This is a genomic window from Escherichia marmotae (genome assembly GCF_002900365.1).
Taxonomy (GTDB): domain Bacteria; phylum Pseudomonadota; class Gammaproteobacteria; order Enterobacterales; family Enterobacteriaceae; genus Escherichia; species Escherichia marmotae.
This window is the reverse complement of sequence record NZ_CP025979.1, coordinates 962,158-975,448: the sequence shown is the minus strand read 5'-3', so window position 1 is coordinate 975,448 and position 13,291 is coordinate 962,158. Positions and strand designations below refer to the sequence as shown.

14 protein-coding genes are annotated in these 13,291 nt (G+C 50.1%); 12 read left to right on the top strand and 2 right to left on the bottom strand.

Annotation, left to right across the window (positions count from 1 at the left end):
- Positions 1-40: 40 nt before the first annotated feature.
- The 3 genes from tehA (at position 41) to C1192_RS05235 (ending at position 2,594) form a co-directional block, all read left to right on the top strand.
- A complete protein-coding gene (gene tehA / locus C1192_RS05245; RefSeq protein ID WP_024191883.1) occupies positions 41-1,033 on the top strand; it encodes a dicarboxylate transporter/tellurite-resistance protein TehA in 993 nt (330 codons plus the stop codon).
- A complete protein-coding gene (gene tehB, locus C1192_RS05240) occupies positions 1,030-1,623 on the top strand; it encodes a tellurite resistance methyltransferase TehB (RefSeq protein WP_000586710.1) in 594 nt (197 codons plus the stop codon). Before tehA ends, tehB begins: the two co-directional genes overlap by 4 nt.
- 302 nt (positions 1,624-1,925) lie before the next feature.
- A complete protein-coding gene (locus C1192_RS05235) occupies positions 1,926-2,594 on the top strand; it encodes a DUF3313 domain-containing protein (RefSeq protein ID WP_001261035.1) in 669 nt (222 codons plus the stop codon).
- Positions 2,595-2,628: 34 nt separating this feature from the next.
- Here the strand turns inward: C1192_RS05235 and C1192_RS05230 are convergent, their stop codons facing one another.
- On the bottom strand, positions 2,629-3,801 hold the full coding sequence (locus C1192_RS05230; RefSeq protein ID WP_256734134.1) for a benzoate/H(+) symporter BenE family transporter: 1,173 nt from the start codon (positions 3,799-3,801) through the stop codon (positions 2,629-2,631).
- 91 nt (positions 3,802-3,892) lie between these two features.
- Here C1192_RS05230 and C1192_RS05225 point away from each other — a divergent pair, with 91 nt between their 5' ends.
- Both C1192_RS05225 and rlhA read left to right on the top strand, forming a co-directional pair.
- Entirely contained in the window at positions 3,893-4,429 is a 537-nt protein-coding gene (locus tag C1192_RS05225; RefSeq protein WP_000429073.1) for a helix-turn-helix domain-containing protein, read from the top strand.
- A 72-nt stretch (positions 4,430-4,501) separates the two neighbouring features.
- Positions 4,502-6,463, top strand: coding sequence for a 23S rRNA 5-hydroxycytidine C2501 synthase (gene rlhA / locus C1192_RS05220; RefSeq protein WP_038355805.1), 1,962 nt, complete (start codon positions 4,502-4,504; stop codon positions 6,461-6,463).
- Between the two features lie 93 nt (positions 6,464-6,556).
- On the opposite strand, the gene C1192_RS05215 is transcribed toward rlhA, so the two are convergent.
- Positions 6,557-6,787, bottom strand: a complete 231-nt coding sequence (locus C1192_RS05215) for a DUF2554 family protein (protein WP_000494240.1) — start codon at positions 6,785-6,787, stop codon at positions 6,557-6,559.
- A 221-nt stretch (positions 6,788-7,008) separates the two neighbouring features.
- Here C1192_RS05215 and hicA point away from each other — a divergent pair, with 221 nt between their 5' ends.
- The 7 genes from hicA to C1192_RS05180 all read left to right on the top strand — a co-directional run bounded on the left by hicA (position 7,009) and on the right by C1192_RS05180 (position 13,275).
- A complete protein-coding gene (gene hicA / locus C1192_RS05210) occupies positions 7,009-7,185 on the top strand; it encodes a type II toxin-antitoxin system mRNA interferase toxin HicA (protein ID WP_000813795.1) in 177 nt (58 codons plus the stop codon).
- 45 nt (positions 7,186-7,230) lie between these two features.
- Positions 7,231-7,647: a type II toxin-antitoxin system antitoxin HicB gene (gene hicB / locus C1192_RS05205; RefSeq protein WP_077627724.1), complete on the top strand. Its 417-nt coding sequence runs from the start codon at positions 7,231-7,233 to the stop codon at positions 7,645-7,647.
- 78 nt (positions 7,648-7,725) lie between these two features.
- Positions 7,726-9,135 carry an aminotransferase-like domain-containing protein gene (locus C1192_RS05200; protein WP_000760662.1) on the top strand — a complete coding sequence of 470 codons (1,410 nt, stop codon included), beginning with the start codon at positions 7,726-7,728 and terminating at the stop codon, positions 9,133-9,135.
- Between the two features lie 238 nt (positions 9,136-9,373).
- The gene (gene ydcS / locus C1192_RS05195; RefSeq protein ID WP_000047463.1) at positions 9,374-10,519 is read left to right on the top strand and encodes a putative ABC transporter substrate-binding protein YdcS; all 1,146 of its coding nucleotides are present in this window, start codon (positions 9,374-9,376) and stop codon (positions 10,517-10,519) included.
- A 16-nt stretch (positions 10,520-10,535) separates the two neighbouring features.
- Complete coding sequence (locus tag C1192_RS05190; RefSeq protein ID WP_038355801.1) at positions 10,536-11,549, top strand: ABC transporter ATP-binding protein; 1,014 nt, start codon at positions 10,536-10,538, stop codon at positions 11,547-11,549.
- Complete coding sequence (locus C1192_RS05185; RefSeq protein WP_038355802.1) at positions 11,550-12,491, top strand: ABC transporter permease; 942 nt, start codon at positions 11,550-11,552, stop codon at positions 12,489-12,491.
- Complete coding sequence (locus tag C1192_RS05180) at positions 12,481-13,275, top strand: ABC transporter permease (RefSeq protein WP_000555487.1); 795 nt, start codon at positions 12,481-12,483, stop codon at positions 13,273-13,275. Before C1192_RS05185 ends, C1192_RS05180 begins: the two co-directional genes overlap by 11 nt.
- Positions 13,276-13,291: the final 16 nt, after the last annotated feature.

Here is a 13,291-nt window from a genome sequence, read left to right as displayed (position 1 = left end):
TTCAAATATACTTTATAAATTAAACAAAATGAGTAAGAAGATACAGAGCGATAAAGTGCTCAATTTACCGGCTGGCTACTTTGGCATTGTGTTGGGAACGATAGGGATGGGGTTTGCCTGGCGCTATGCCAGCCAGGTTTGGCAGGTCAGTCACTGGTTAGGTGATGGTCTGGTGATCCTGGCGATGATCATTTGGGGATTACTGACCACGGCATTTATTACCCGGCTGGTGCGCTTTCCGCACAGTGTGCTGGCAGAAGTGCGCCATCCGGTGATGAGCAGTTTTGTTAGTTTGTTTCCGGCAACGACGATGCTGGTAGCAATTGGTTTCGTGCCGTGGTATCGCCCGTTGGCAGTGTGTCTGTTCAGCGTTGGCGTAGTGATTCAACTGGTTTACGCCGCCTGGCAAACTGCCGGATTATGGCGCGGTTCTCATCCTGAAGAAGCGACGACACCGGGGCTTTATTTGCCGACTGTTGCCAATAACTTTATCAGCGCAATGGCCTGTGGTGCGTTAGGTTACACTGATGCCGGTCTGGTTTTTTTAGGCGCTGGCGTCTTCTCCTGGTTGAGTCTTGAACCGGTGATCCTTCAACGGCTGCGTAGTTCGGGTGAGTTACCCACGGCGCTGCGGACATCGCTCGGTATTCAGCTTGCCCCTGCGCTGGTCGCTTGTAGCGCCTGGTTAAGCGTTAACGGCGGCGAGGGTGACACACTGGCGAAAATGCTTTTCGGTTATGGGCTGCTGCAACTACTGTTCATGTTGCGCCTGATGCCGTGGTATCTCTCGCAACCGTTTAATGCCTCATTCTGGAGTTTCTCGTTCGGCGTATCCGCGTTGGCAACCACCGGTTTGCATCTGGGTAGCGGCAGCGATAATGGTTTTTTCCATACGCTGGCGGTGCCGCTATTTATCTTTACCAATTTTATTATCGCATTACTGCTCATCCGTACTTTCGCGCTTCTGATGCAGGGGAAATTATTAATCAGAACTGAGCGCGCCGTTTTAATGAAATCCGAGGACAAAGAATGATCATTCGTGATGAAAACTACTTTACTGATAAATATGAATTAACCCGCACACATTCCGAAGTTCTGGAAGCCGTGAAAGTGGTTAAACCGGGTAAAACGCTGGATCTGGGCTGTGGCAATGGTCGTAATAGCCTTTACCTTGCAGCTAATGGTTTTGATGTTGACGCATGGGATAAAAATGCTATGAGCATTGCTAACGTTGAGCGCATTAAAACCATTGAAAATCTGGAAAATTTACGTACTCAGGTTGTCGATCTGAATAGCCTCACGTTTGATGGACAATACGATTTTATTCTTTCTACTGTGGTGCTGATGTTCCTGGAGGCGAAAACCATCCCAGGGCTGATTGCGAATATGCAGCGCTGCACAAAACCCGGCGGTTACAACCTGATTGTGGCGGCAATGGATACCGCTGATTTCCCATGTACTGTCGGCTTCCCATTTGCCTTCAAAGAGGGGGAGTTGCGTCGATATTACGAAGGCTGGGAGATGCTGAAATACAATGAAGACGTTGGTGAACTACACCGAACCGACGCCAACGGTAATCGTATTAAACTACGTTTTGCTACTATGTTGGCGCGCAAAAAATAATCAGAAAAGGACAATGCGTATGGAAATGCTTCGCGTAGAGATGATTAACGGCTGTTCTTTTCGGTAGGCATGTTTTTTATCAATATGGTGTGAAATAAATCACAAGAAGCGAAGTTTTTTATTAGCTTAACATCCTGAAGATTAACAATTGATGATTGACTCAGCCCCCTTTTCGTCATTGACTATATTGTCAGAAAAGGGGCTGGAAAATTTATTTTCAACAACACTTTTTTTGCCACAACATGAAGCGGCGCTTTTTGCTATAACTTAAAAAGTAATATAATTATCTCAGGAAATTATTCATGCGTACCACATCGATTGCGAAAGTTGCGGCTTTATGCGGTTTGTTGGCTCTGTCTGGTTGTGCCTCTAAAATCACCCAGCCGGATAAATATTCTGGTTTTTTAAACAATTACTCCAACCTTCAAGAAACAACGTCAGCAACGGGCAAACCGGTATTGCGCTGGGTTGATCCAAATTTTGATCAAAGCAAATATGACAGCATTGTCTGGAATCCGATCACCTATTACCCAGTGCCAAAAGCCTCTACCCAGGTAGGGCAGAAAGTTCTGGATAAAATTTTGAGCTATACCAACACCGAAATGAAAGAAGCGATTGCGCAGCGTAAACCACTGGTGACTACCGCTGGCCCACGTAGTCTGATTTTCCGTGGTGCTATTACCGGTGTTGATACCAGCAAAGAAGGGTTACAGTTCTATGAAGTTGTTCCTGTCGCATTAGTTGTTGCGGGGACGCAAATGGCGACGGGCCACCGTACCATGGATACCCGCTTGTACTTTGAAGGTGAGCTGATTGACGCGGCTACCAACAAACCGGTGATTAAAGTGGTTCGCCAGGGCGAAGGTAAAGACCTGAATAACGAAAGTACACCAATGGCTTTCGAAAACATTAAGCAAGTTATTGATGACATGGCGACTGATGCCACCATGTTTGACGTTAACAAAAAGTAATACCAGTCGCGCCATCGTAAGATGGCGCTTCTTATTATCGGTTTCTACCAGCCATTAAATTCAACATCACGTAACAGACGCCACCGGCAATTAATCCCCAAAACGCTGAACCAATCCCAACCAATGTCAGTCCGCTCGCCGTTACCAGAAATGCTACCACAGCAGCGTCGCGCTCACGTTCATTATGCAACGCCTGACACAAACTGCCGCCAATGGTACTTAACAGCGCCAGACCCGCCAGCATCTGGATCCAACTTACGGGCAGGGTAGCCATCATGCCCGTAATGGCACTGCCAAATAAACCCGCCAGTAAATAAAAGACGCCAGCCGTGGCGGCGGCCAGCCAACGGTGATCTTTGTCCGGGTGCGCTTCCGGGCTTTGGCAAATAGCAGCAGTAATTGCCGCAATCCCTACGGAATAAACGCCAAACGGAGAAAATAGAAGTGCCAGTAGTCCAGTAAAGACAATCAGCGGCGAAACGGGAACCGAATATCCAGCCGCTTTCATCGCTGCAATCCCCGGCGCGTTTTGCGACGCCATCGTCACCAGAAAAAGTGGTAGCGCAACACTTAAACTGTGAGAAAACGAAAATTCTGGATCGATATAAGCAGGAAGAACGGGTTTAAAAACAACATTTTTTGTGACAACGTCACCTTGCAGTATTACCACCAAAATTCCGACAACTATAGCCGCGATTACGGCATAACGTGGCGCAAAAGCCTTCGTCGCCAGCCAGACCAGCAACATACTTCCGCATAACGTAAACTGACCATCCAGGCTGGCAAACGCCTGTAAACCAAAGCGTAATAAAATCCCGGCCAGCATCGCTGCTGCAAGAGAATGCGGAATAATGCGCATCAGGCGGGCAAATAATCCCGTCACACCACAGAGGACAATCAACGCGTTCGTGACCATAAAAACGCCGATGGCTTCGTTAAGCGTGAGTCCCTGCAATCCTGTTACTAACAAAGCCGCGCCAGGCGTTGACCATGCGGTCAGAACCGGCACGCGATACCACAATGTCAGGGCAAGAGTACTGAACCCCATTGCCAGTCCCAGTGCCGTCATCCAACCGGAGATTTGCGCAGTGGTGGCACCCGCGACAATCGCTGCCTGCCATATTATTGCCGCCGAACTGGCGTAGCCGATCAATACCGCCAGAAATCCCGCCAGTAATGTAGGTGGAGGAACAGAAAACAGACGCATAATCACCTCGTGCGTTATAGCGGACAGGCACCGTAGCATTTGTCCGTTATAACGCACAAGTGATAAACTCCTGTTTTGCAGGAGGAGTCGCATGGAAAATCTCGCTCACTATTTATCCGCCACGCTTAAATATCTTCGTCAGCAACGAGGCTGGAGTCTTTCTCGACTGGCAGAAGTTACGGGCGTTTCTAAAGCGATGTTAGGGCAGATTGAACGTAATGAATCCAGCCCGACGGTCGCGACATTATGGAAAATCGCCACCGGAATGAACGTGCCGTTTTCGACGTTTATTTCGCCGCCGCAGAACGCTATACCATCAGTTTATGATCCACAACAGCAGGCGATGGTGATCACCTCGTTGTTTCCTTATGATCCACAACTCTGCTTTGAACACTTTTCGATCCTGATGGCTCCTGGCGCAATAAGTGAATCGACGCCACACGAAAAGGGGGTGATTGAACATGTCGTCGTCATCGAAGGGCAGCTTGAACTGTGCGTTGATGGCGCGTGGCATAGTCTTAATCGTGGAGAAGGCATCCGTTTTGCCGCCGATGTCGCTCATGCCTATTGCAACCGTGACGAGCAAAGCGTGCATTTTCATTCCCTCATTCATTACCCACGTAGTTAAACAGGAAAACTATTTCGCAACGTCACGCTTGTGGCTAAAATAGCCGCCATTTTTCAGCTACTGGATAAGAAAGTGACCGTATCTTCTCATCGCCTTGAACTGTTAAGCCCGGCACGCGATGCCGCCATTGCCCGCGAAGCTATTTTGCACGGTGCCGATGCTGTTTACATCGGTGGCCCTGGTTTTGGTGCCCGTCATAACGCCAGTAATAGCCTGAAAGATATTGCCGAACTGGTGCCATTTGCTCATCGTTATGGCGCAAAAATTTTCGTCACCCTTAATACCATTTTGCATGACGAAGAACTGGAACCGGCGCAGCGGTTGATTACCGATCTTTATCAGACCGGCGTTGATGCACTGATTGTGCAGGATATGGGGATTCTGGAACTTGATATTCCACCGATTGAACTGCACGCCAGCACGCAGTGTGATATTCGCACGGTGGAAAAAGCGAAGTTCCTCTCTGACGTTGGCTTTACGCAGATCGTGTTGGCGCGTGAGCTTAACCTGGAACAGATCCGCGCGATTCATCAGGCCACAGACGCGACCATTGAGTTCTTTATTCATGGTGCACTGTGCGTGGCATATTCCGGTCAGTGCTACATTTCTCATGCACAAACGGGGCGTAGCGCCAACCGTGGCGATTGCTCACAGGCGTGCCGTTTACCATACACGTTGAAAGACGATCAGGGGCGGGTGGTTTCCTATGAAAAACATCTGCTGTCGATGAAAGATAATGATCAGACTGCCAATCTTGGCGCTCTGATTGATGCTGGTGTGCGCTCCTTCAAGATTGAAGGGCGTTACAAAGATATGAGCTACGTGAAGAATATCACCGCGCATTATCGCCAGAGGCTGGATACCATTATTGAAGAACGTGGCGATCTGGCACGTGCTTCATCTGGTCGTACCGAGCACTTTTTTGTACCTTCGACGGAAAAAACCTTCCATCGTGGCAGTACAGACTACTTTGTTAACGCGCGTAAAGGCGACATTGGCGCGTTCGATTCCCCGAAATTTATTGGCCTGCCAGTGGGTGAAGTATTGAACGTTGCTAAAGATCATCTCGATGTTGAGGTCACCGAACCGCTGGCTAACGGCGATGGTCTGAACGTAATGATTAAACGTGAAGTCGTCGGCTTTCGTGCCAACACGGTAGAGAAAACGGGGAAAAACCAGTACCGCGTCTGGCCAAATGAGATGCCAGCAGAGCTGCATAAAATTCGTCCACACCATCCGCTTAACCGTAACCTTGACCATAACTGGCAACAGGCGCTGACCAAAACCTCCAGTGAGCGCCGGGTCGCTGTAGATATTGAACTTGGCGGCTGGCAGGAACAACTCATTCTGACGTTAACCAGCGAAGAGGGCGTCAGCATCACTCATACCCTGGATGGGCAATTCGACGAAGCGAATAACGCCGAAAAAGCACTCACCAATCTGAAAGAGGGATTGTCGAAGCTGGGGCAGACTATCTATTACGCTCGTGATGTACAAATTAACTTGCCGGGGGCGCTGTTTGTGCCAAACAGCCTGTTAAATCAGTTCCGTCGTGAAGCCGCCGAAATGCTGGATGCCGCGCGTCTTGCCAGTTACCAGCGCGGCAGTCGTAAACCGGTTGCTGATCCTGCGCCGGTTTATCCGCAAACGCATCTGAGTTTCCTCGCGAATGTTTACAACCAGAAAGCGCGTGAATTTTATCATCGCTATGGTGTGCAACTGATTGATGCGGCGTATGAGGCACATGAAGAGAAGGGCGAGGTTCCGGTGATGATCACCAAGCATTGTCTGCGCTTTGCTTTCAATCTGTGTCCGAAGCAGGCGAAAGGCAATATCAAAAGCTGGAAGGCAACACCAATGCAACTGGTTAACGGCGATGAAGTGTTAACGCTGAAGTTTGATTGCCGTCCATGTGAGATGCACGTCATCGGCAAAATCAAAAATCACATTCTGAAAATGCCGTTACCGGGAAGCGTTGTTGCATCCGTAAGCCCGGATGATCTGCTGAAAACATTGCCGAAGCGGAAAGGATAAACCGCAAGTTTTCAGGGTTATTCACAGCTCATTGAATCTGCATGATATTGTTGGCCGGATAAGGCGTTCACGCCGCATCCGGCAACAAACGACTCAACTCTGACCCGCTTCTGGTTTACGTGATTTTTGCCAGTAAAAATGCTCGCGTAAGCCTTCTGCCGATTCTTCCGCAACGGCGCGCAATTCATCGCTGTCCGCTTCATGGCGCAGTTGATGATCCACATTTTTCACCCATAAAAACTCATGTCCTTTGTGTCCTGCCATTAGTTGCCCGGAGAACAGCGCGCAGGTTAATAAGACTACCGATAACGCCTTCGTAAACATCCTGCCACCTTTTTCTTACCTTTTGCCGCTATGATGCCGACAGTTTCTTGAGGTTATTATTCTGTTTTGCAAATTAGCGCAAAGAAATTCTGGAATCTGCCTTCCTGATTTTGCATTGCATTCTGCCGTTGCGGCGATTAAGTGCTATTTTCGAGCAAATTACACACGGAGGTAAACACTAATGTTTACTTTGTTGATATACTCAGCGGCAGGGAGGCGATGTGAAACAAAGCGAGTTCAGACGTTGGCTCGAATCTCAGGGCGTCGATGTAGCGAATGGCAGCAACCATTTAAAACTCAGGTTTCACGGGAGGCGCAGTGTCATGCCGCGTCACCCCAGCGAAGAGATTAAAGAACCATTGCGTAAAGCAATTCTGAAACAACTCGGTTTGAGTTAATCGCCAATTAAAAAGGTTAATGACATGCGAGAGACAGTCGAAATTATGCGTTATCCCGTCACTCTTACACCCGCGCCGGAAGGCGGTTATATGGTTTCTTTTGTGGATATCCCCGAAGCGTTGACGCAGGGAGAAACGGTCGCTGAAGCGATGGAAGCAGCAAAAGATGCCTTACTGACCGCATTTGATTTTTATTTTGAAGATAACGAACTCATCCCGTTACCTTCGCCATTGAATAACAACGATCACTTTATTGAAGTACCTTTAAGTGTTGCTTCTAAGGTATTGCTGCTAAATGCTTTTTTACAGTCAGAAATCACTCAGCAAGAGTTAGCCAGACGAATTGGCAAACCTAAACAGGAGATTACTCGCCTATTTAATTTGCACCATGCGACAAAAATCGACGCCGTCCAGCTCGCGGCTAAGGCGCTTGGCAAAGAGTTATCGCTGGTGATGGTTTAATTACAGTTAACACAAAGTTGTCATTTTTAACAACTGATATAGACTGCCGGATCACCTGCACACTATAACGATTCAAAAATGAAAAAATACCAGCAACTGGCGGAACAATTACGCGAGCAAATTGCGTCAGGCATCTGGCAGCCCGGCGATCGTCTGCCTTCGTTACGTGAACAGGTGGCGCTTTCTGGCGTGAGCTTTATGACCGTCAGCCATGCCTACCAGTTGCTCGAAAGTCAGGGACATATTATTGCGCGGCCGCAGTCGGGTTATTACGTTGCGCCACAGACAATAAAAATGCAGAAAGCGCCAGTCATTCCGGTCACACGTGATGAAGCTGTCGATATTAATACCTATATTTTTGACATGTTGCAGGCCAGTCGCGATCCGTCGGTAGTGCCGTTTGCCTCAGCCTTTCCCGATCCGCGGCTTTTCCCACTGCAACAATTGAACCGCTCGCTGGCGCAAGTAAGCAAAACCGCCACGGCAATGAGCGTGATCGAAAACCTACCGCCAGGGAATGCCGAGCTTCGCCAGGCTATTGCTCGCCGCTATGCCTTACAGGGTATCACCATTTCGCCTGATGAAATCGTCATTACCGCCGGTGCATTAGAGGCATTAAATCTCGGTTTGCAAGCAGTCACAGAACCGGGCGATTGGGTGATAGTAGAGAATCCTTGTTTCTACGGCGCGTTGCAGGCGCTGGAACGATTACGGCTGAAAGCGTTATCGGTGGCGACGGATGTTAACGAAGGGATCGACCTTCAGACGCTGGAACTGGCGTTACAGGAGTATCCGGTGAAAGCGTGTTGGTTAATGACTAACAGCCAGAATCCGCTCGGTTTTACCTTAACGCCGCAGAAAAAAGCGCGGTTGGTAGAGTTGCTCAACCAGTACAACGTGATGCTGATTGAAGATGATGTCTACAGCGAGTTGTACTTTGGGCGGGAAAAACCGCTGCCTGCAAAAGCCTGGGATCAATATGATCGTGTGCTGCATTGCTCATCATTCTCTAAATGCCTGGTGCCAGGTTTTCGTATCGGCTGGGTCGCCGCAGGAAAACATGCGCGTAAAATCCAACGCTTGCAATTGATGAGTACGCTTTCCACCAGCTCACCGATGCAACTTGCGCTGGTGGATTACCTTTCGACACGCCGCTACGATGCCCATCTGCGTCGTCTACGTCGACAGCTTGCGGAACGCAAACAACGCGCCTGGCAGGCGCTGCTGCGTTATCTGCCTGTGGAAGTCAAAATACACCATAACGACAGTGGTTATTTTCTCTGGCTGGAACTTCCCGAACCGTTAGATGCGGGAGAATTAAGTGTTCAGGCACTGGCACATCACATCAGTATTGCGCCTGGTAAAATGTTTTCTACTGGCGAAAACTGGTCACGTTTTTTTCGTTTTAATACTGCATGGCAGTGGGGAGAACGCGAAGAACAAGCGGTAAAACAATTAGGCAAACTTATTCAAGAGCAGTTGAAATAGATTCCAATTTAATTTCCCTCCGGTTGAGCAATAGGAAATTCGAATAGCTCCAGTATTCCTTAACCCCTTGTCTATACTCCAGAAGATAGCCTCTAAAATTGCGTAATGCGCGTTAGCTCACAACCTGACTAAATATTTTCAGGGCCGAAGGTACGCCTGCAATGCGCCGTCTATGGTTAAACAGGGAGATATTTTTACGGCACGGCTGCTGACAATAATGACAACAGGAGTAAGACCTATGAGCAAGACATTTGCCCGCAGCAGCCTGTGTGCGCTAACCATGACTTTAATGACCGCCCACGCCGCCGAACCCCTCACTAATTTAGATAAACCGGAAGGACGACTGGATATTATCGCCTGGCCGGGATACATCGAACGTGGACAAACCGATAAACAATACGACTGGGTTACGCAATTCGAAAAAGAAACAGGTTGCGCGGTAAATGTGAAAACCGCCGCCACTTCCGATGAAATGGTCAGCCTGATGACCAAAGGCGGTTACGATCTGGTCACGGCGTCCGGTGATGCTTCACTGCGTTTGATTATGGGTAAACGTGTGCAGCCGATTAATACCGCACTGATCCCCAACTGGAAAACACTCGACCCACGCGTAGTAAAGGGCGACTGGTTTAACGTTGGCGGCAAAGTTTATGGCACGCCGTATCAGTGGGGGCCGAACCTGCTGATGTACAACACCAAAACCTTTCCGACGCCACCGGATAGCTGGCAGGTTGTCTTTGTGGAACAGGAACTGCCGGACGGTAAGAGCAATAAAGGCCGCGTACAGGCTTATGACGGCCCTATCTATATTGCCGATGCCGCGCTGTTCGTCAAAGCGACTCAGCCGCAGTTGGGCATCAGCGATCCGTACCAACTGACCGAAGATCAATATCAGGCGGTGCTGAAAGTACTTCGCGATCAACATGGTTTGATCCATCGCTACTGGCATGACACCTCTGTACAAATGAGCGATTTCAAAAATGAAGGCGTGGTAGCTTCCAGCGCATGGCCATATCAGGCCAACGCATTGAAAGGCGAAGGACAACCGATCGCCACCGTCTTCCCTAAAGAGGGCGTCACCGGCTGGGCTGATACCACTATGCTGCATAGCGAAGCAAAACATCCGGTTTGTGCCTACAAATGGATGAACTGGTCATTAACACCAAAAGTGCAGGGTGATGTGGCAGCCTGGTTTGGCTCACTGCCTGTGGTGCCGGAAGGCTGTAAAGCCAGTCCGTTGCTGGGCGATAAAGGCTGTGAAACTAATGGATTTAACTATTTCGACAAAATCGCCTTCTGGAAAACGCCCATCGCAGAAGGGGGAAAATTTGTCCCATATAGCCGCTGGACGCAGGATTACATTGCCATTATGGGCGGCCGCTAATTCGCTGGGGTGTTTTATGACGTACGCAGTGGAGTTTGACAACGTTTCTCGGTTGTACGGTGACGTGCGCGCGGTAGATGGCGTCAGTATTGCGATAAAAGATGGTGAGTTCTTTTCAATGCTGGGGCCGTCCGGCTCCGGCAAAACCACCTGTCTGCGACTAATCGCTGGATTCGAACAGCTTTCTGGCGGGGCAATTACTATTTTTGGTAAACCCGCCAGCAATCTGCCACCGTGGGAGCGGGATGTTAATACCGTTTTCCAGGACTACGCGCTGTTTCCCCATATGTCGATTCTCGATAACGTGGCCTACGGGTTGATGGTCAAAGGCGTTGATAAAAAACAGCGTTACATCATGGCGCAAGAGGCGCTGGAAAAAGTGGCGCTTGGTTTCGTGCTGCAACGTAAGCCGTCACAGCTTTCCGGTGGTCAACGCCAGAGGGTCGCCATCGCCAGAGCGTTAGTGAACGAACCGCGCGTGTTGCTACTGGATGAGCCGCTCGGCGCACTGGATCTTAAGCTGCGCGAGCAGATGCAACTGGAACTGAAAAAGCTGCAACAATCCCTCGGAATCACTTTTATCTTTGTCACCCACGATCAGGGCGAAGCATTATCGATGTCCGATCGCGTGGCGGTTTTCAATAATGGACGTATTGAGCAGGTTGATTCACCGCGCGATCTCTATATGCGTCCGCGTACGCCATTTGTCGCGGGATTTGTCGGGACATCCAACGTTTTTGAGCCGCTGATTGCGGAGAAACTTTGCGGCATGATGGGGAGCTTCGCATTGCGCCCGGAACATATCCGCCTCAATACACCTGGCGAAGTGCAGGCCAATGGCACGATCCAGGCGGTGCAATATCAGGGGGCGACGACTCGTTTTGAACTGAAACTTAGCGGCGGTGAAAAACTGCTGGTCAGTCTGGGCAACATGACGGGCGAAGAACTACCCGCCACGCTCACGCCTGGTCAACAGGTGATGGTTTCCTGGTCCCGCGATGTGATGGTGCCTCTGGTTGAGGAGAGGTGAATGGCGATGAACGTATTGCAGTCACCTGCGCGCCCCGGCATGGGGAAGATGTCGGGTTTTTTCTGGCGTAAACCGGGGCTTGGGTTGTTTTTACTGCTGCTTGGCCCGTTGATGTGGTTTGGCATCGTCTATTTCGGCTCGCTGCTGGCACTGTTATGGCAGGGGTTTTATACCTTTGATGATTTCACTATGTCGGTAACGCCGGAACTGACGCTGGCGAATATACGCGCACTGTTTAACCCGGCTAATTACGACATCATCATCCGCACACTGACGATGGCAGTGGCGGTGACCATCGCCAGCGCTATTCTGGCCTTTCCGATGGCGTGGTACATGGCGCGCTACACCAGCGGCAAAATGAAAGCGTTTTTTTATATTGCGGTGATGTTACCGATGTGGGCGAGCTACATTGTTAAAGCCTATGCCTGGACGTTATTGCTGGCGAAAGATGGCGTAGCGCAGTGGTTTTTGCAACATCTGGGGCTGGAGCCACTGCTGACGGCGTTCCTGACACTTCCGGCTGTGGGCGGCAATACACTGTCTACTTCCGGGCTGGGGCGTTTTCTGGTGTTTCTTTATATCTGGCTGCCGTTCATGATCCTGCCTGTGCAGGCAGCGCTGGAGCGTTTACCCCCGTCACTGCTGCAGGCATCGGCAGATCTCGGCGCGCGCCCACGGCAAACTTTCCGCTATGTGGTGTTACCGCTGGCGATCCCGGGTATTGCCGCAGGTTCTATCTTTACCTTCTCGCTAACGCTGGGCGACTTTATCGTTCCGCAATTGGTGGGGCCGCCGGGGTATTTTATCGGCAACATGGTCTACTCCCAGCAGGGGGCGATTGGCAATATGCCGATGGCTGCAGCTTTCACTCTGGTGCCGATTGTTCTTATCGCACTGTATCTGGCGTTCGTGAAACGCATGGGGGCGTTCGATGCACTCTGAACGTGCACCGTTGTTCCTCAAACTGGCGGCCTGGGGCGGCGTGCTTTTTCTCCATTTTCCCATCTTGATTATCGCCGCCTATGCGTTTAACACCGAGGAAGCCGCATTTAGTTTTCCACCACAAGGCTTGACGCTGCGCTGGTTCAGCATAGCAGCACAGCGTAGCGATATTCTTGATGCCGTGACACTGTCACTTAAAGTGGCGACGCTGGCGACATTCATCGCGCTGGTGTTAGGAACACTGGCGGCCGCGGCGCTCTGGCGGCGTGACTTTTTCGGCAAAAGCGCCATTTCACTGTTACTGCTGTTACCCATTGCATTGCCTGGCATTGTCACTGGTCTCGCACTATTAACGGCCTTTAAAACGATCAATCTGGAGCCAGGCTTTTTCACTATCGTGGTTGGTCATGCGACTTTTTGCGTGGTGGTCGTCTTCAACAATGTCATCGCCCGTTTTCGCCGTACCTCGTGGAGTCTGGTGGAAGCGTCAATGGATCTTGGAGCCAATGGCTGGCAAACCTTCCGCTACGTAGTGTTGCCGAATCTCAGTTCGGCGTTACTGGCGGGGGGAATGCTGGCGTTTGCCTTGTCGTTCGATGAAATCATCGTGACGACTTTTACCGCGGGTCACGAACGGACGTTACCACTGTGGTTGCTCAATCAGCTTGGGCGACCGCGTGATGTACCGGTAACCAACGTTGTGGCACTGCTGGTTATGTTGGTAACAACCTTGCCGATCCTGGGGGCCTGGTGGCTAACCCGTGAAGGCGACAAGGGTCAATAACCACTGAAATGGGAAT